This window comes from Corallococcus sp. CA047B, assembly GCF_003612065.1.
GTDB lineage: Bacteria > Myxococcota > Myxococcia > Myxococcales > Myxococcaceae > Corallococcus > Corallococcus praedator.
Genome location: NZ_RAWD01000082.1, coordinates 13258 through 30211 on the forward strand (window position 1 = coordinate 13258; position 16954 = coordinate 30211).

Here is a 16954-nt window from a genome sequence, read left to right on the forward strand (position 1 = left end):
GATCCGGCCACGTCCAGTGCCCCTCCGCATGGTTCTTGATTTGCAGTGTGAAAAATCCGCAAGAAATCCAGAAGGTTGCCGCAACCCCCGCCTGCCTGCCCTGTGTTCAAACGTCGACGCAAAAGCGGGGCCAACTTCACGCTGAGCATCTGGAGACGTACGAACAGTGCGAACCGTCAAGGGGCCTGGAGACGGAAGCGGTCTCCCAGGTAGACGGCGCGCGCGCGGGCGGACCCGGCGATCTGCGCGGGGGTCCCCTCTTCGAGGATCTGCCCCTGTGCGATGATGTAGGCCCGGTCACAGATGCCCAGGGTGTCCTGGACGTTGTGGTCGGTGATGAGGATGCCCAGGCCCCGCTCGCGCAGCAGGTGGATCTGCCGCTGGAGGTCGCCCACGTTGATGGGGTCCACGCCGGCGAAGGGCTCGTCGAAGAGGATGAAGCGGGGGGCGGGGATGAGGCTGCGGGCGATTTCGGCGCGCCGGCGCTCACCGCCGGAGAGCGTCTCCCCCCAGGACTCGGCCACGTGGGTGAGGCCGAACTCCTCCAGGAGGGTGTCGGCGCGCTTCTTGCGGTCGGCGCTGCCCAGGCCCTTCTGGAGTTCCAGCACGGCCAGGAAGTTCTCGCGCACCGTGAGCTTGCGGAAGACGGAGGCCTCCTGCGGCAGGTAGCCCACGCCCCGGCGCGCGCGGCGGTGCATGGGCAGGTGGGTGAGGTCCTCGTCGCCCACGTGCACCCGGCCCGCGTCCGGCGTCACCAGGCCCACGACCATGTTGAAGCTCGTGGTCTTGCCGGCGCCGTTGGGGCCCAGCAGGCCCACCACCTCGCCGGGGGCGACGTTGAAGGCGACGTCCCGCACCACCTGGCGGCCCCGGAAGGCCTTCTGGAGCCCTTCGGCGTACAGCTTCGCGCCCCCGGTCATGGAGGGGTGCTCCCGGGGGCGGGGGCGGGGGTGGCGGCGCCCTGCTTGGGCGCGGCGGGCGTCTTCCTGCGGGTGCCGGGGACGGCGGTGGTGGCCGGGGACTCCACGAGGATGCGGGCGTTCTCCACCTCCACGCGCTCGTTGCCCAGGATGAGGCGCACCTTGGTGCCGGTGACGTAGGTGTTGCCCTGGCGCGCTTCGGGAGAGCCCGTCACCACCAGCACGCCGGAGGGGACGTCGTAGTCGGCGCGCTCGCCCCGGGCCTGCCGGTCGCCGTCCACCGCGCGCACGTTGCCGGAGCACACCACGCGCGTCACCTCGCGCGTGGAGTTGTAGTAGGCGGTCATCTTGTCGCAGCGGATGTCCATGCTCTGGTGCTTCACCCGCACGTTGCCGGTGAGCACCGCCTGGGTGCGGTCGCCGGAGACGAGGTCCGCGGACAGGTCCACCGGGTTCTGCAGCTTGCCGGGGGCCAGGGACACGCCCGGCGCGGGCAGCGGCGCGGCCGGGGCGGGCGGCGCGGCCGGGGTCCCGGGCTTCGTCGCCGGGGCGGTCGCTCCCGCCGTGGCCGGGCCCGCGGGCTTCGCGGCCTGGGCGGGCGTGGGCTGGGCCAGGAACAGCGCCATCACGAGGAACTCGATCACTGCGCGGCTCCACCCAGCACGGTCTCGACCGTGCCCTCGAAGGTGAACGTCTCATCCGGCGCGGACAGCTCGAAGCGGTCCGCGCGCATCCGGTAGTCGGGGCCCTGCATCGTCACGCCCTCTTCGCCATGCGCCCGCTGCGTCGTGGCGTCGTAGGTGAGCCTGGGCGTGCGCGCCACCATGCCGTCACCGGTGCGCACGACGACGCCTCCGCTGCCCACCCACTGCTTGGACGCGAGGCTGCCGTCCATATTCGGCGCGGTGATGACCGAGCCGCCCGCCATGGGCAGGGGCGAGCCCTGTGAGCCCTGGCCGGGTGGCAGGCGCACGACCACATCCGTCGCCTGCACCTCGCCGCCCGCGCGCCGGTAGTGCACGGTCCGGGCGGAGCCGGAGACCAGGAGCTTCTCGCCCTCGAACGAGCGCAGGCGCGCGCCCTCCAGCACCACGTCCGGGCGCGGCTCGCTCGGGGCGCCCTCGGCGGGGCGGCGCGGCGTGCATGCGGTGGCGAGGAGTCCCAGGAAGCTCAAGGCAAGGAGGCGCGACACGGGGTCTTCCTTATCACCGCACCGGGGCGGACGCTGGGTCGGGAAGGGCCGGGGCAGCGGCCTGCGACGCCTCCATGACAGGGCGCGTCTTCCAGCGTTGGTGCATCCACACCCACTGTTCGGGTGCCCGGCGGATGGCGGCCTCGATGCGCTGGGACAGGGCGGCGGTGAGCGCCTGGACGGCCGCTTCGCGCTCCGTCACCTCCGGCGCGGGGACCTCCTCCATGGTGAGCCGGTAGCCCTCTCCCTCGCGCTGGCAGAAGCCCACCACCACGGCCGCGCCGGTGCGCAGCGCCAGGTCCGCCGCCGCGCGCGGGGTGGCGGCCAGCTCCCCGAAGAAGGGCACGAAGACGGACTGCACCTTGGTGTCCTGGTCGATGAGGATGCCGAGGATCTCCCCGCTCCGCAGGGCCCGGAGCATGGCCCTGGCCGCGCCCTCCTGGCCGCGCCAGATGCTGCGCACCCCGCCCTTCGCCCGGAAGTCCTCCACGAGCGCGGTGAGGCGCGGGTCGCTGGTCTCCTTCGCGATGCTCTGGCTGGGGTAGCCCGCCTTCGCCACGCGCCGGGCGAGCAGCTCCCAGTTGCCCACGTGGCCGGAGACGAAGACGACGCCCCTGCCCTTCGCGAGCGCCGCCTCCAGCACGGCCCGGTCCCCTTCGGGCCAGGACACCAGGGCCTCCAGCCCGGTATCCAGGGCGCGCGCGGAGGCGACCTCCAGGGCGGCGGCGGCCAGGTGGCGGAAGGCGCCACGGGCGAGCGCGTCACGCTCCGCGTCGCTCCGGTCGGGGAAGGCGCGGGAAAGCGACTTGAGGGCCTTGCGGCGCTCGCCTCCCGCGAGGGCATAGGCCCAGCCGCCCAGCGTCATGCCCAGGGTGCGTGCGGTTCCCAGCGACAGGAACTGGAGCAGGCGCAACATCCCGGCGATGAGCAGGTAGCGCAGGTAACGCTTCAGGCGCTTTGTTAAGGGGGGACGCTCCACGACGCGTCTCCATATCCCATGCGCGAATACAACTTCGACGGCCTCATTGGTCCGACCCACAATTACGCCGGTCTCTCGCCCGGCAACCTGGCGTCACAAACCCACGGGGGCCAGCCAAGCCAGCCCCGGGCGGCGGCGCTCCAGGGGCTGGAGAAGATGCGCTTCGTGTCGGAGCTGGGCGTGGGGCAGGCGGTGCTGCCGCCCCAGCCGCGCCCGTCCCTGCGCACGCTGCGCGCCCTGGGCTTCACGGGGTCCGACGAGGAGGTCATCACCCGCGCCGCGCGCGACGCCGAACACCTCCTGCGCCTCACCTCCAGCGCCTCCGCCATGTGGACGGCGAACGCGGCCACCGTCGCGCCGTCGGTGGACACCGCGGATGGACGGGTGCACCTGACGCCCGCGAACCTCACGCAGATGTTCCACCGCACCATCGAGGCGGACACCACGCACGCGGTGCTGCGCGCCATCTTCGCGGATCCGAAGCACTTCCAGGTCCATGCCCCGCTGCCGGGCGCCGCCCACTTCGCGGACGAGGGCGCGGCGAACCACACGCGCCTCTTCACGCCCGGACACAAGGCCGTGCACCTGCTCGCCTGGGGCCGCAGCGCGTGGCAGGACGTGAAGGGCCCTCAGCGCTTCCCCGCGCGCCAGACGCTGGAGTCCAGCCAGGCCCTGGCCCGGCTGCACCAGTTGGATCCGGCGCAGGTGCTGATGCCCCAGCAACACCCGGATGGCATCGACGCGGGCGCGTTCCACACCGACGTGCTCGCAGTGGGCAACGAGCGCTTCCTCATGCTGCACGCGCTGGCGTTCGCGGACCCCCCGGCGCTCCTGGAAACGCTGCGACAGAAGCTGGGCGCGGACTTCCGCTCCGTGGTGGCGACGAACGACGAGCTGCCGGTGAAGGACGCGGTGAAGGCCTACCCGTTCAACTCGCAGGTGCTGTCGCTGCCGGATGGCACCATGGCCATCATCGCCCCCATCGAGAGCCGCGAGACGCCCCACGCGCACGCCTTCCTGCAACGCGTGGTCGCCGAGGACAACCCGGTGAAGGCGGTGCACTACCTGGACGTGCGCCAGTCCATGAACAACGGCGGCGGGCCGGCGTGTCTGCGCCAGCGCATCTCCCTGACGGACGCGGAGCGGGCCGCCATCACCGCGGACGTCTTCTACTCCCCCGCCCTCCATGAGGCCCTGGCCGCCTGGGTGCGCCGGCACTACCGCGAGGTGCTTCGTCCCGAGGACGTGAGGGATCCGCTGCTCGCGCGCGAGACGATGACCGCGCTCGATGAGCTGACGCGGCTGCTGAAGCTGGGCAGCGTGTACGATTTCCAGCAGTAGTGGCCCCTTGCCTGCCCTCCGGCCTACCTGCCGAGGGCAGGCCCCCGCGCCCCCCTGATCTGGCGCGGCGAATGGCCGCCTGCGTCGTCCGGACACACCTTGAACGGTAAGGAGGTGAGGTCCCCATGATCCCTGTTGCCATCCAGCAATACCTCCGGCGCCATCGCGTCCCCTTCGAGCGGTATGCCCACGCCCGGGCCGAGTCCGCGACGGAGCTGGTGGAGGTCCTCAACGTGCCCGGCTGGCGGGTGGCGAAGTCCGTCATCGTGAAGGCGAACCGGCAGCCCTGGATCGTCGTCGTGCCCGCGCTCGCATCCGTGGACCTGCGGCAGGTTCGCGACATCCTGGGCGTGCACACCGCGCGGCTCGCCACCGAGTCCGAGTTCGTCGATCACTTCCCCGGCTGTGAGCCCGGCGCCGAGCCTCCGTTTGGTGAGCTGTACGGCCTGCCCGTGGCCGTGGACGAATCGCTGAGCCTCAACGAGCGGCTGTTGTTCCGTGCGGGCTCGCATGAGGAGGCCCTGGAGCTGCGCTTCCAGGACTTCGCGCGGCTGGAGTGGCCGCTGGTCGCGTCGTTCATCCAGCCGCTCGCGGCGGAGCGGGGCTCGCAGGATTCGTATTCCTCGCCCATGGAGGAGTCAGGCGCTTCGGCCTGACTGCGCGGGCCGTCCGTCAAGGCGCGGGGGAGTCGCTGACCACCTGCGAGCGGCGCAGGTACTGCTCACGCTCCTGCGCCTTCGGATCCTCCAACAACTCCTGGCGGCGTGCGTCCACCTGCGCACGCTCGTGTGATTCCAGCCGCGCCGCCCAGGACTCCATCTCCGCGCGCCGCGCGCCTCCGGGAGGCATGAGCCGCAGGCCCTCGTGCACCGAGCGCGCCGCCGCGTCGTAGCGCGACAGCCGCTCCTGCAAGCGGGCCACCGCGAAGTGGCTGTCCGGCCCGGGCATCAGCCCCGCGACCGAGCGCCGCTGCTCCAGCGCGCGGGCCAAGAGTCCCTCCCGCTCGAAGCAGTCCGCCTCCAGGGAGAGCAGCCGCGCGCGTTGCTGGAGGTTCGTCAGGAAGGGCGCCACCGCGTCCAGCGTGTCCCGGGCTCGCCGCGTCAGCCCCGCCTCCTGCTGCCGCGCCGCCAGGGTGAACGCCAGCTCCACGTCCTGGGGGAAGCGCTTCGCGAGGGCCTCCAGCGCCTGGAGCGCCTCCGCCCCCTTTCCTCGCGCGCGCCACACGTCCGCGCGCAGCAGGTGCGTGGCCAGAGCATCCGGAGCCCATCGCTCCACCTCCGCCCACGCCGCCTCCGCCGCGTCCAGTTCACCCTGGGCCAGCCGGCCACGAACCTCCTCCATCCACAGCGCCGTGGCCTCGGGGCGGCCTTCGAAGTGCTCGCGCGCCCAGGCGAGCCAGGCCAGCCCGAGCACGCGACGCTCGGGCATGCCGACCAGGGACCGGGCCAGCTCCGTGGCCTGTCCGGGGGCCTCGGGCGTGAGGGTCGCGAGCTCCTCCGGCGTGCGCGCCCGGGGCATCGCCTCCGTCAGCAGCACGCGCGTGTCGCCGGCCTCATGCGCCAGGCGGTACTCCAGGAAAGCCTGCGCGCGCCGGCCCAGGTGCAGCAGGGCCCGCGCCGCCACGCGGTGCGCCGGCGCATCCAGCGGCCGCAGGTACAGCACGTGGTTGACGAAGGCCAACGCGTCCTTCGCCCCCGCCGCGCCGTCCCCCACGGAGGCCATCGCCACCAGGCGGTACAGCAGGTAGTCCGTCGGGTGCACGTCGATGAGCGAAAGCCCCAGCGCGCGGACCTCCGCTCGGGGGGCTCGGGCCGACACGCGTTCGGACAGCTGAGCTTCCGCGTCCTCCATCCGGCGCCCGCCCGGCACGAGCGCGACGAGCATCACCGCCGTGAGCCCCGCCGCCAGCGCCAGCGCCGGACCGGTGGGCAGCGCATGGGTGCGCGTGCTCCGCGAGAACATGCGTTCGGATTCGCGAGGCCGCGCCACCGCCCCCAGCACCACCGCGACCGCCACCGCGCACGCGGGCAGCTCCAGGCTGAAGTCGAACAGGTTGTGCAGCGCCAGCGCCGCCACGCCCGACAGCACCGCCAGCTCCACGGGGCCATGGCCTTCGCGGCGCACCAGCCCCACGAAGCCCCAGACACCCAGCAGGAGCAGCAGCAGGCCCGGCACGCCCCACTCCGTCGTCACCTGCAACACCGCGTTCTCCGGGTGCGTGAAGGTGTTGGGGTTCGCTTCGGTCTGGTAGCGGGGAAACGCGGCCTCGAACGCGCCGCGCCCCATGCCCAGCACCGGGAAGGCGCGGGCCGCGCGGGCCATCATCGGCCACGGCTCCACCTTGCCGTGGCGCAGGGACTCCACGCTGTCCGCCGTGCGCGCCTCCGCCCACAGATTGTCCGCCGCCAGGTACGCGCCCACCGACAGCGTCGCCAGCAGCCCCAGCAGCACCGCCGCGCTCCGGCCCCAGGAGGGCTTCGCGGGCGTGCGCGCCTCACGCCGCTGCTTCGACAGCCACGCGGCGAGCAGCACCTGACCGAAGACGAAGAACACGATGCCCGCGCGCGACAGCGACAACAGCACGCCCGCGCCGGAGAGGAGCGCCGCCACCGCGAAGGGCCACGCGCGCGAACGCGGCTGCGCCGACAGCGCCAGCCCCACCGCCACCGTCGCCGTCAGCCCCAGGTAGCCCGCGAGGTGGTTGGGGTTGCCGAACGGCGTCACCAGCGGCGGCCGCGCATGCACATACGCGCGCAGGCCGAAGAGCGTCTCCACGTTGAAGAGCGCGTGCCCCAGCCCCACCGCCGCCACCGCCGCGCCCGTGAAGGCCAGCACCGACAGCAGCCGCTTGCGCGACGCCCGGGCCCGGCACACCTGCGCCGCCGCGAGGAACGTCAGGAGATAGGCTCCGTGCTTCGCCAGCTCCCGCCACGTCGCGGAAGGCTCCAGCGACACCGGCCGGAAGCCCGTGAGCCCCAGCGGCACGAGCACGTCCTCGCGCAGCGCCGCGGCCTCTGGACTCACCCACCCCAGCACCGCCGACGGCAGCGGCACGAGCTGCAGCGCGCACAAGAGCACGCCACCCACCAGCGGCACCGCCAGGAAGGGAATCCTGGGAGTGTCCCCCTGCCGGCGAGCCCCCACCGCCGCCAGCACCGAGGCCAGTCCGGCCAGGGCGCTCAGCGGCCAGGCCAGCCAGTGCGCCGCGCCGCCCAGCGCCACCGGGCCCAGCACCAGCAGCGCCGCGAGGGCCGCCTCGGCGGACAGGGTGTACCGGGAGACGCGACGGGACTCGGGAGCCATGCGGAGGGCGCGAGTATGTCACGGGCCCAGGCGGACCCGTTCCTTCCGCCCGGGGACCTCCCCCCGACCAGGGAACTCGCCGCCCGGACGCCTCCTTCCCGGACGCGCCTCGCCGGAGTGTCGAATGAACCGGCGCGCCGGGACATCGCTTGCATCCAGAGACCCATCTGGCATCGTCCCCGACCCATGCGTCGCCTCCTGCTCACCGCCGCCGTTCTCTGCGCCTCCCTCTCCGGACTCACCGCGTGCAAGACGAGTTGCCGCGAACTGTCCGAGAAGCTCTGCGAGTGCGCCTTGAACTCGGTGGAGAAGCAGGTCTGCCAGCAGCGCGCCGCGGACGAGGAAGCCCGCGTGGAGCCCACCGCGGAAGATGAGATTGCCTGCGAGGCGCGGCTTGAGGGCTGCGACTGCCGCACCATCGAGACCGAGGAAGGCAAGAAGGCCTGCGGCCTCGCCCGCTGAACGCCGTCCGCTGAAGGTCAGCGTCCGGCGTCCTCACGGGGACTTCAGGCGCCCGGCACCACGCGCGCCGCGACCGGCGCTCCACCGTCCACCCACGGCTGGAGCCCGCGCTTCACCCGCGAGCGCCACGGCGTCTCCACCCACCGGTGCACCGCCACCGACGCGGGCACCAGCAGCACCAGCAACACGGTCAGGAAGCGCCAGGGCGACGACAGGTCCACGCGCGTCTCCAGCCAGTGCACGAACTCACTGATGGGGTACTGGAGCAGGTACAGCGCGTAGCTGGCCCCACCCAGGTGCACCAGCCACGGCCGCGCGAGCACGGCCCCCAGCGCTCCACCGCCGCGCGCCAGCCCGTACACCAGCAGCGCCGACGCGGGCGCCAGCAGCGCGTTGTGCATCAGCGGGTACGGAATCCGTCCGCCCTGCGAGAAGCCCGCGAGCAGCAGCGCCGCGCCCGCCGCCGCCATCACCGCGCCAGAGCGGGGGGCCGCGCTGGCTTCCGAACGCTCGCGCACGAAGACGAGCCCCAGCAGCACGCCCAGCAGGAACTCCGGCAGGCGCATCAGCGGGTTGAACTTCACCACCGCCAACCAGATGCCCTCCGACGCGGCGTCCAGCGTGCCCGCACCGTCCGGCCGCAGGACGACGTAGAGCACCGGCGGCAAGAGCCCCAGGGCCCACACGCCCGCGAGGGCCGCCTTCATCCGCGCGCCCTTGAAGCCCTCCAGCCGGCGCCCCAGGGAAGGGAACACCGCGTAGAAGAACGCCTCCACGGACACGGACCAGCCCGGCGGGTTCCAGTACAGCGCCAGCCTGGGCACCCACGCCTGGAGCAGCGCCAGCGTGGTGAAGCCCGCGGTGCCCAGCTTCGCGGCGGCCACGGGCAGCGAGTTCACCGCCAGCGAGCGCCCCATGGTGGGCGCCGCGGACAGGAGGAACGTCAGCAGGAACACCGGGTAGACGCGCGCCACGCGGGCGCTCCAGAAGGAGCGGGACGGCGTCTGCATCCGGCCTTCGGCGTCCACGTAGTTGTACGCGAGCACGAAGCCGGACAGCAGGAAGAACACGCCGACGGACGCGTAGCCGGAGGCCACGATGTGGACCATCCACTCCGGGGCCCACCCCGCGAGGCAGGGCGTCCCGAAGTGGAAGAGGACCACGTGAAGGGCCGCCAGGAAGCGCAGCCCCGTGAGGGCATCCAGCGAAGCGCCCGTCTTCTGCTTCATCTCTAGCGGCGCCCGATGCCGAAGTAGGTGAAGCCCTGCTCACGCATGCGAGCGGGCTGGAAGACGTTGCGGCCGTCGAAGACGACGGGCGACTTCATCAGCGACTTCATGCGCGCGAAGTCCGGGTGGCGGAACTCGTTCCACTCGGTGACGACGAACAGGCCGTCCACGCCCTCCAGCGCGTCGTAGGGCAGCTCCGCGTAGCGGATGCGGTCGCCGAAGACGCGCTTGGCCGCGTGCGAGGCCACCGGGTCATGGGCAATCACCTGCGCGCCCTTGCCGATGAGGCCCTCGATGACCTCGATGGACGGCGCCTCGCGCATGTCGTCCGTCTTGGGCTTGAACGCCAGGCCCCACACGCCGAACTTCTTGCCCTCCAGCGTGCCGTAGTGCTTCACGGCCTTGTTCACGAGCAGCTTCTTCTGCCGCTCGTTGGTGCGCTCCACCGCGCGCAGCAGGTCCAGCTCCAGGCCGTACTCGCGCGCCGTCGTGACGAGCGCCTTCACGTCCTTGGGGAAACAGGAGCCGCCGTAGCCCACGCCGGGGAAGAGGAACGGGTAGCCGATGCGCTTGTCCGCGCCCAGGCCCTTGCGCACGAAGTCCACGTCCGCGCCGACCTTCTCGCAGAGCGCGGACACGTCGTTCATGAACGAGATGCGCGTGGCGAGCATCGCGTTGGCCGCGTACTTCGTCAGCTCCGCGGAGCGCGTGTCCATGAAGAGGATGGGGTTTTCGGTGCGCACGAAGGGCGCGTACAGCTCGCCCATGATGTTCCGGGCGCGCTCGGTGTCCGCGCCGATGACGACGCGGTCCGGCTTGAAGAAGTCGTCCAGCGCGGCGCCTTCCTTGAGGAACTCCGGGTTGGAGACGACGTCGAACTCCACGCTCGTCACCTTCGCGATGGCCTCGCGAACCTTGTCCGCGGTTCCCACCGGCACGGTGCTCTTGTCCACCACCACCGTGTACTGCTTGATGGCGCGGCCCACCGCCTGCGCCGCCGCGATGACGTACTGGAGGTCCGCTTCGCCGCTCTCGCCTTCCGGCGTGCCCACCGCGATGAACACGGCCTGGGCGTTCGCCACGCCCTCCGCCAGGTTCGTCGTGAACGTGAGGCGCTTCTCCTTCACGTTCTTGCGGATCAGCTCCTCCAGACCCGGCTCGTAGATGGGAACCTGCCCATCCTGGAGCATGCGGATCTTCCGCTCATCGATGTCCACGCACGCGACGTCGTTGCCCGAGTCCGCGAAGCAGGTGCCCGCGACGAGTCCGACGTAGCCCGATCCGATAATGGCAATGCGCATTCTTGAAAGGTCCTGGGTTTTCGACAGGTGGCGTCATTGAACTTCTACGCCGACCCGCGCACCGAAAGAAAGCCCAGGGGCGCTGAACGCCGAGCGACCAAACAGGCTTATCGCCCAGTGAGGAGGCGGCGCAGCCGGTCCACGCCCCGCAGGGCGGACGCACGTCCGGGGGTGCTCACTGGACCCACCACCCCCCGGTCCAGAAGCTCCCGGGTCGCCCGCCGCAGCGGGGGCATGGCGGCGGTGGCCTGCGCCGCCGCGTCCGGGAACAGCCGCGCGACGATGGCCAGCGACGTGTACAGCGCGCGCTCCAGACCGAACGCCTCCGCCCGCTCCAGCAGTGCGGGAATCTCCATGGGTCGCGAATACACGCCGCCCATCCAGGTGGCGCCGGTGACGAGCTCGCGCAGGTCCACGAAGGACAACCACGGCACGTCGTAGCCGTGGTGGGCCTGGTCCAGCGCGGTGAGCAGGAGCGCGTCCTCCAGCTCCGGACGGAAGACGGACGCGCCGTAGACCTTCATGGGTCGGGCGCGGTCGAAGATGCCGGCCAACTGCTCACGTCGGTTCGCGCCCAGCACGTCCGAGTACAGGTAGATGGGCGTGCGGCCGTCGGACACCACGCGCGCGGCGCCGCTGTTCGTCGTGTCCGTCTCCGGGACGAACTCGTGGTTGGACAGGTAGCCAGCGAAGCCGTCCACATCCAGCCGGCGCACCAGCACCTGGATGTCCAGCACGGGGCGGAAGCCCACGTGGGGATAGAGCGCTTCCGCGAAGGCGGCGCCGCCCAGGAGCAGGATTTTACGGCCCTCCAGCTGGTCCACGATGCGCTTGAAGTGGACCAGCTTCATCACGTTGTCGTTCACGGAGCCGGTGTAGATGGACATCATCCGGTCGCGGGCCCACTCGGGCGCCTCGCCTCCGCCCATCCGATACTCCAGGTTGTACGCGGCGAGCGGCGCCAGCCCCTGGGAGATGGCCCAGTCGACGTAGGCCTCCCAGGGCGCACCCCGGAGCTTTCCGCGCGGGGGCTCGAAGGAGGACAAGACCCGGAAGGTATCGAGGAGGCTGGGCGCCATGGTGCGGCACCTTTAATGGTCTGGGCCCATCCGCCGCAATGACCGTCTTGCACACGGTCCAGCCGAGCACCCTACCCGCCGCGCGCCCAGTGCCCTCGCAGCCGTCGGAGCGCGTAGCGCACCATGGGCCGGGCCCGGGGCGCCAGCGCGAGCTTCGCGGCCACCCAGGCCGGCTTGTTCCGGGCCAGCTCCGAGTCCACGAGCCGGGGCCCGGAGAACAGCCGGGTCGCCAGCGCGCGCTGCCACCCGGGCGGGGCCAGGGCCTGGAGCACGCGCTGCGGCACGGGCGCGTCCAGCAGCCGGTGCGCGGCGTCCCAGGCGTACCAGACGAGGTGGGGCAGGCCCGTCTCCTTCGCGCGCGCCACCACGCGCTCCCAGTCCAGGTGGGGCTTCGCCCGCGCCAGCAGCTTCAGGTCGAAGAGCCACGTCAGCCGCTGCAGCAGGTGGTTGCTCGCGTGGAGGGCCAGGTACACGGCCTCGTCCTCCGCGCACAGGTAGCGCACGCGCAGGCCGTCCAGGTCCGCGTCCTCCGCGCGGGCCACCAGCGCGTCGCCCTCCAGTGCCTGCCCGTAGCCGGCGAGTGCGCGGTAGTGCAGCTCCACCAGCCCCGCGGGGCCGGTGAGCTCCACATGGTGGGTGTCGTCGCGGTCGCCGTCGCCGGGCTTCGTCGTCAGGCCCAGCCCTTCCAGGGCGTGCACGGCGCACAGCACCCGGGCGCGCGGCACGAGCAGGTCCACATCCGTCGTGGCCCGGAGCAGCGGCTCCGGGTAGAGCCTGCGGGCCAGGCCATAGCCCTTGAGCAGCACCGGCACCACGTCCACCGCCGCCAGGGCCTCCACGCTGCGCAGCAGCAGCGCCCGCACGCGCATGCCCCGGGCCGCGCCCGCCAGTGACTCGCGGCGCAGCAGGGCCCGCGCTTCTTGGGGAAGTTCCAGCTCCGCGCGGGTCAGCGCGTGTTCGACGAAGCCCGCGAGGCCGTGGCGCACGGCGGCCTTCACCAGCGCGTCCGCTTCCTCCGGGAGCACGGGCGAGTCGGGGGCCTCCGGCCAGGACTTCAGCAGCGTCAGCAGGGCCGGAGGAGGAGCCGGACTCACGGGGCCTACCGCCGCATGGCGATGATGCGCCCGGGTGCGGCGGCTTCCAGGGCCGCGAGCTGCACGGTGCGCTCGGCCACCGCGTCCGCGACCACCTCCAGCGCCAGCTCCTCGTCACGGTCGATGGCGCCACGTCCATCGCACCAGCTCAGGTGCAGCGTGCCGAGCAGGGCCTCGCCGTCCTTCACCTCGACGCGCACCTCCAGCGGGGAGGACGTGCCGGCCTCCGGACGCTGCGCCTCGAAGACGACGCCCTCCGTGTCCACTTCGTGCGGGCGGCGCAGGCGCAGCGCCTGTTGGGCCGCGCCCAGGCCCTGCGCCAGGGGGCGCACGGCGTTCCACACGTCCTGGAGCGAACCGGCCGCGCGCACCGCGCCGGTGACGGCCTTCACCAATGTGCGCAGCTGCTGGTTGCGCTGGCGCGTCTGCTGGACGGCGCCCGCGTGGCGCATGTCCAGGTAGCCCAGCTTGCGCATCAGCACCACGATGACGACGCCCATGCCACAGAGCAGCACCGCGCTCTGGAAGCTGTTGGCGAAGTGGAGCCCCAGCGCGGTGAGCATGAACAGCATGCACAGCCCGTAGAGCACCAGCACGGTGCTTCGGTGGGTGAGCAGCAGGCGGCTCATCAACCGGTGATGGATGTGTTCCTTGTCCGCGCTGAACATGGGTCTGCCCAGGAGCGAGCGGCGCACCATGGCCAGCAGCGTGTCCATGATGGGCAGGCCCAGCGCCATCACCGGAACGAGCAGCGCCACCGCGGTGCCGCTCTTCGACGACGTCTTGATGGACACCGCCGCGAGCACGAAGCCCAGGAACATGCTGCCCGTGTCCCCCATGAAGATGGAGGCCGGGTTGAAGTTGAACACCAGGAACCCGAGGATGGCGCCCGCGAGCGCCGCCATCAGCAGGCACAGCAGCACGTCCCCGCGCACCAGCGCGAGCAGGAAGTGGGTGCCCACGCCGAAGAAGGCGACGCCGCCCGCCAGCCCATCCAACCCGTCGATGAGGTTGAGCGCGTTGATGACGCCCACCACCCACACCACCGTGAGCGGCAGGCTCAGGAACCCCAGCGACAGCTCCGCGCCGAAGGGATTGGCGAGCACTTCGATGCGGAAGCCCAGCGCGTACAGGCTCAGCGCCACCGCGAACTGCACGGAGAACTTCAGCTTCGCGTCCGCGCCCTTCAGGTCGTCGTAGAGCCCCAGCGCCGCGATGAGCGCGCCGCCGACGAAGAGCCCCACGATGAGGTCCGTCTGCGCGAGGAACTGGAGGCCCACGCCCGTGTTCACGAGGAACAGCGCGCACAGCGGCGCGAAGAAGCCCCCCACGATGCCGATGCCCCCCAACCTCGGGACGGGCCGCACGTGCACCTTGCGGCTGGAGTTCGTCGGGTCCAACCACCCCCACGCGAGCGCACGCTCACGGACGACCCACGTCAGCGCCAGCGCCACGAGGAGCGAAACCAGGAAGGCAGCGAAGAAGGTCGTCATGCAGGGAGCGTCTGTCCCTATCGTGACGGCCAACAGTGCAGCGCGTCAATGTCCTGGTCCCACGGGGCGGAAAGGCGTGCCTGCCTACTTGCTGCCAGCAGGCCGGGCGCCCAGGAGCCCTTCGTAGAGCCCCCGGGTGCGCGCGGCGATGTCGGGCCAGGTGAGACCCTGGACCCGGGCCTGCGCCGCTCTGCGCAGCGCGTACCGCTGGAGCGGATCCGCCGCGAGCGCGCGCACCGCCGCCACCAGCGCGTCCACGTCCCCGACGGGCACGAGCAAGCCCGTGCGCCCGGGATGCACGACGGACGGCGCCACCCCCACCGGGGTGGACACGGGCACGAGCCCCGACGCCATGGCCTCCACCAGCGCCATGCCGTAGCCCTCCGCGTGGCTGGGGAAGAGCAACACCTCTTCGCGTGCGAGCAGGCCGGGCAGCGTGGCGTGCGCGTAGCCCGGCACCACGCTCAGGTGGGATTGGACGGACGGGGGGAAGGCGGCGCGGACCTCGGGCTCGGGGGTGCCGGTGCCGTACAGGGTCAGCGTGAAGGCCACGCCGAGCGCGTGCAGGCGGCCCGCCGCGGCGATGACGTCCTCGCGGCCCTTGCGCTGGATGAAGGTGCCCACGGTGGCGAGGCGCAGGGGACCTTCCGCCAGCGGCTCGGGCAGGGGCAGTCCCTGGAAGGCCTCACCAAGCCCGTGGGGGATGATGCTCAGCTTTGAAGCGGCGACGTGCAGCCGCTCCCGCGCGTAGGCGGCGTCCGCTTCGTTGAGGAGCACGGCGTGGTCCGCGAGCCGCAGCGACTGCGCCACCTCCCATAAGCGGAAGCCGCCGTTGTAGAGCGGGTACTTCCAGCTCAAGTGTGCCTTGCCCTCGCGTGCGTCGGCGCGGAGCTGTTCGGAGACGGTGTGCTCCAGGCCGTGGCTGCGGGTCACCAGCGCGTGACGGCGGGCCGCCCCGGGACGTCCGGCGCGCGCCCAGGGCCAGGCATCTCCGGTGGTGACGTCCAGCACGTCGTACTGGCGCGCCACGCGGGCCAGGTGCGCGGAGAGCTTCCACGGGAAGCGCAGGTTGTGGAGCGCGGTGTGGTGCTGCTCGCCGGGAAAGGCGTCCGCGTAGCCGTAGTAGTCCACGGTGCAGCCCTGGGCCTGGAGCGCGCGGCCCAGCGCGAGCGTCACGCCGGGGGCGCCCAGGTCCTGGGACAGGGGATGGTGGATGGCCAGGAGCACGCGCATGCAGGGGGCTTCATAGCAGGCCGGTGGAGGCGGACAGCGGCCGTGGACGGGGCCGTGACAGCCGGTTGCGGAGCCAGCGCCGCGCGGGCTCCTCCAGCCACGCGAAGACCGCCAGCGACACCACCACGAAGGACGTGATGGCCAGCGCGCTGTAGCCCCACGGCGCGCGTCGTTCGAGGCCGATGCCGGACAGCCGCTCCGCCGCGCGCGTGTAGAAGGCCAGGGGGATGTGGAGGATGTAGAGCGCGTAGCTGGCCTCGCCCAGGCGCACCACGGAGGCGCGCGACAGGAACGCCGCGAGCGGACCGTGCCCCGTCGCCAGCGTCCACAGGAGCCAGGCGAACACCGGCGTCAGCGCCAGGTCCCGCAGGGCCCAGGCGGTCCCCGTCCACGGCACCGCGAGCAGTCCCAGCGCGAGCGCCGCCGCCGCGAGGCTCCCCATCGCGGAGGCCCGTGGAAGCTCCCGGCCGCGCAGCACGAACAACCGGCCCAGCACCACGCCCAGCAGGAACTGCGGCAGCTTGATCAGCGGCGAGTATTCCCCCACCAGGAGCCACGTGTCCCGGTGCGGGGAGTCGCCCGCCAGCAGCGTGTCCCCCAGCAGCCACAGCCCGCTCAGCACCGCCGCGACCGCGCCCACCGACACGGCGGCCCAGCGGAGTCCCTTCGGCCCGAGCCGCGCCACGGGCACGGCCAGCATGGGGAAGAGCAGGTAGAAGAAGGCCTCGACGGACAAGGACCAGCCCGGACAGTTCCACGCGCAGGCCGCGGGCGGCACCCACGCCTGGGTGAGGCTGAAGACCGCGGCCCCCACGCCCAGGATGCGCTGGAGCGACGCCGGCGTGAGCCCGCCTTCCTGCCGCAGCACGAACTGGAAGAAGGGCGGCGCCGTCAGCACCAGGCCCAGCAGGTATACGGGGTAGACGCGAGCGAAGCGCGCCGCCCAGAACGCACGCCGCGACACCTGACCGGACGACGCCTGGCCCAGGTACGCCTGCGCCAGCACGAAGCCGGACAGGATGAAGAACAGCGTGACGCTCGCCGGACCGTTGTCGAGGAAGCCCGCGAGCCACGCGGGCCGGCCCTCACGCGGCGTCACGTGGAAGGCCACCACATGGAGCGCGGCGAAGAAGCGGAGCCCCGTCAGGGCTGGGAGCGAGGGGCGCGGCGCGGCTGCCATGGTGGAAGGGGGCAGTATGCGTCCCCGTGCGCGAGCCCGGCAACAGGCGCGGTGGGTCGCCACCCGGGCGGACGAGCACGTCGCGGTCATTGCCTCGCGGCAAGAGGGATGGGACACAATGCCCCGGCCGCATGCCTCCCTCCCCCTC

Annotated in this window: 15 protein-coding genes; 3 read left to right on the forward strand and 12 right to left on the reverse strand. The window is 72.1% G+C overall.

Features of this window, described 5'->3' with window-relative positions:
• Positions 1-176 precede the first annotated feature (176 nt).
• From lptB to D7X74_RS15355, 4 genes are read right to left on the reverse strand one after another with little or no spacing between them, the layout of a single operon-like run.
• On the reverse strand, positions 177-920 hold the full coding sequence (lptB, locus tag D7X74_RS15340) for an LPS export ABC transporter ATP-binding protein (RefSeq protein WP_120533706.1): 744 nt from the start codon (positions 918-920) through the stop codon (positions 177-179).
• Positions 917-1564 carry an LptA/OstA family protein gene (locus D7X74_RS15345; protein WP_120533707.1) on the reverse strand — a complete coding sequence of 216 codons (648 nt, stop codon included), beginning with the start codon at positions 1562-1564 and terminating at the stop codon, positions 917-919. The genes lptB and D7X74_RS15345 overlap by 4 nt, the downstream gene beginning before the upstream one ends.
• Positions 1561-2112 carry an LPS export ABC transporter periplasmic protein LptC gene (gene lptC, locus D7X74_RS15350; RefSeq protein ID WP_120533708.1) on the reverse strand — a complete coding sequence of 184 codons (552 nt, stop codon included), beginning with the start codon at positions 2110-2112 and terminating at the stop codon, positions 1561-1563. The genes D7X74_RS15345 and lptC overlap by 4 nt, the downstream gene beginning before the upstream one ends.
• Positions 2113-2125: 13 nt before the next feature.
• Positions 2126-3091 (reverse strand): lysophospholipid acyltransferase family protein, encoded by a 966-nt coding sequence (locus D7X74_RS15355; RefSeq protein WP_120533709.1) that lies wholly within the window; start codon positions 3089-3091, stop codon positions 2126-2128.
• A gap of 18 nt (positions 3092-3109) precedes the next feature.
• Between D7X74_RS15355 and astB the strand changes: the two genes are divergently transcribed.
• Positions 3110-4432, forward strand: coding sequence for an N-succinylarginine dihydrolase (gene astB / locus D7X74_RS15360; protein WP_120533710.1), 1323 nt, complete (start codon positions 3110-3112; stop codon positions 4430-4432).
• Between the two features lie 125 nt (positions 4433-4557).
• A complete protein-coding gene (locus D7X74_RS15365) occupies positions 4558-5088 on the forward strand; it encodes an aminoacyl-tRNA deacylase (protein ID WP_120533711.1) in 531 nt (176 codons plus the stop codon).
• Positions 5089-5104: 16 nt separating this feature from the next.
• On the opposite strand, the gene D7X74_RS15370 is transcribed toward D7X74_RS15365, so the two are convergent.
• Positions 5105-7735 carry an O-antigen ligase family protein gene (locus D7X74_RS15370; protein WP_120533712.1) on the reverse strand — a complete coding sequence of 877 codons (2631 nt, stop codon included), beginning with the start codon at positions 7733-7735 and terminating at the stop codon, positions 5105-5107.
• A 186-nt stretch (positions 7736-7921) separates the two neighbouring features.
• On the opposite strand from D7X74_RS15370, the gene D7X74_RS15375 reads away from it, so the two are divergent.
• Positions 7922-8197, forward strand: coding sequence for a hypothetical protein (locus tag D7X74_RS15375; RefSeq protein WP_120533713.1), 276 nt, complete (start codon positions 7922-7924; stop codon positions 8195-8197).
• A 44-nt stretch (positions 8198-8241) separates the two neighbouring features.
• Here the strand turns inward: D7X74_RS15375 and D7X74_RS15380 are convergent, their stop codons facing one another.
• From D7X74_RS15380 to D7X74_RS15410, 7 genes are all read right to left on the reverse strand, one after another.
• Positions 8242-9426: an acyltransferase gene (locus tag D7X74_RS15380; RefSeq protein WP_120533714.1), complete on the reverse strand. Its 1185-nt coding sequence runs from the start codon at positions 9424-9426 to the stop codon at positions 8242-8244.
• A gap of 2 nt (positions 9427-9428) precedes the next feature.
• Positions 9429-10727 carry a UDP-glucose/GDP-mannose dehydrogenase family protein gene (locus tag D7X74_RS15385; RefSeq protein WP_120533715.1) on the reverse strand — a complete coding sequence of 433 codons (1299 nt, stop codon included), beginning with the start codon at positions 10725-10727 and terminating at the stop codon, positions 9429-9431.
• A 107-nt stretch (positions 10728-10834) separates the two neighbouring features.
• On the reverse strand, positions 10835-11806 hold the full coding sequence (locus tag D7X74_RS15390; RefSeq protein ID WP_120533716.1) for a nucleotidyltransferase family protein: 972 nt from the start codon (positions 11804-11806) through the stop codon (positions 10835-10837).
• 71 nt (positions 11807-11877) lie between these two features.
• Positions 11878-12900 carry a nucleotidyltransferase family protein gene (locus D7X74_RS15395; RefSeq protein ID WP_199741832.1) on the reverse strand — a complete coding sequence of 341 codons (1023 nt, stop codon included), beginning with the start codon at positions 12898-12900 and terminating at the stop codon, positions 11878-11880.
• Between the two features lie 5 nt (positions 12901-12905).
• Positions 12906-14393, reverse strand: coding sequence for an MraY family glycosyltransferase (locus D7X74_RS15400; protein WP_120533717.1), 1488 nt, complete (start codon positions 14391-14393; stop codon positions 12906-12908).
• An 84-nt stretch (positions 14394-14477) separates the two neighbouring features.
• Entirely contained in the window at positions 14478-15626 is a 1149-nt protein-coding gene (locus D7X74_RS15405; protein WP_120533718.1) for a glycosyltransferase family 4 protein, read from the reverse strand.
• Positions 15627-15636: 10 nt separating this feature from the next.
• Positions 15637-16806: an acyltransferase gene (locus D7X74_RS15410; RefSeq protein WP_120533719.1), complete on the reverse strand. Its 1170-nt coding sequence runs from the start codon at positions 16804-16806 to the stop codon at positions 15637-15639.
• Positions 16807-16954 lie beyond the last annotated feature (148 nt).

Bases quoted from the DNA above. Each gene is read 5' to 3' on its own strand.
- D7X74_RS15390 (WP_120533716.1), bottom strand. From the start codon at position 11,806: ATGGCGCCCAGCCTCCTCGATACCTTCCGGGTCTTGTCCTCCTTCGAG.
- D7X74_RS15380 (WP_120533714.1), bottom strand. From the start codon at position 9,426: ATGAAGCAGAAGACGGGCGCTTCGCTGGATGCCCTCACGGGGCTGCGC.
- D7X74_RS15410 (WP_120533719.1), bottom strand. From the start codon at position 16,806: ATGGCAGCCGCGCCGCGCCCCTCGCTCCCAGCCCTGACGGGGCTCCGC.
- D7X74_RS15375 (WP_120533713.1), top strand. From the start codon at position 7,922: ATGCGTCGCCTCCTGCTCACCGCCGCCGTTCTCTGCGCCTCCCTCTCC.
- D7X74_RS15400 (WP_120533717.1), bottom strand. From the start codon at position 14,393: ATGACGACCTTCTTCGCTGCCTTCCTGGTTTCGCTCCTCGTGGCGCTG.
- lptB (WP_120533706.1), bottom strand. From the start codon at position 920: ATGACCGGGGGCGCGAAGCTGTACGCCGAAGGGCTCCAGAAGGCCTTC.
- D7X74_RS15365 (WP_120533711.1), top strand. From the start codon at position 4,558: ATGATCCCTGTTGCCATCCAGCAATACCTCCGGCGCCATCGCGTCCCC.
- astB (WP_120533710.1), top strand. From the start codon at position 3,110: ATGCGCGAATACAACTTCGACGGCCTCATTGGTCCGACCCACAATTAC.
- D7X74_RS15385 (WP_120533715.1), bottom strand. From the start codon at position 10,727: ATGCGCATTGCCATTATCGGATCGGGCTACGTCGGACTCGTCGCGGGC.
- D7X74_RS15405 (WP_120533718.1), bottom strand. From the start codon at position 15,626: ATGCGCGTGCTCCTGGCCATCCACCATCCCCTGTCCCAGGACCTGGGC.
- D7X74_RS15370 (WP_120533712.1), bottom strand. From the start codon at position 7,735: ATGGCTCCCGAGTCCCGTCGCGTCTCCCGGTACACCCTGTCCGCCGAG.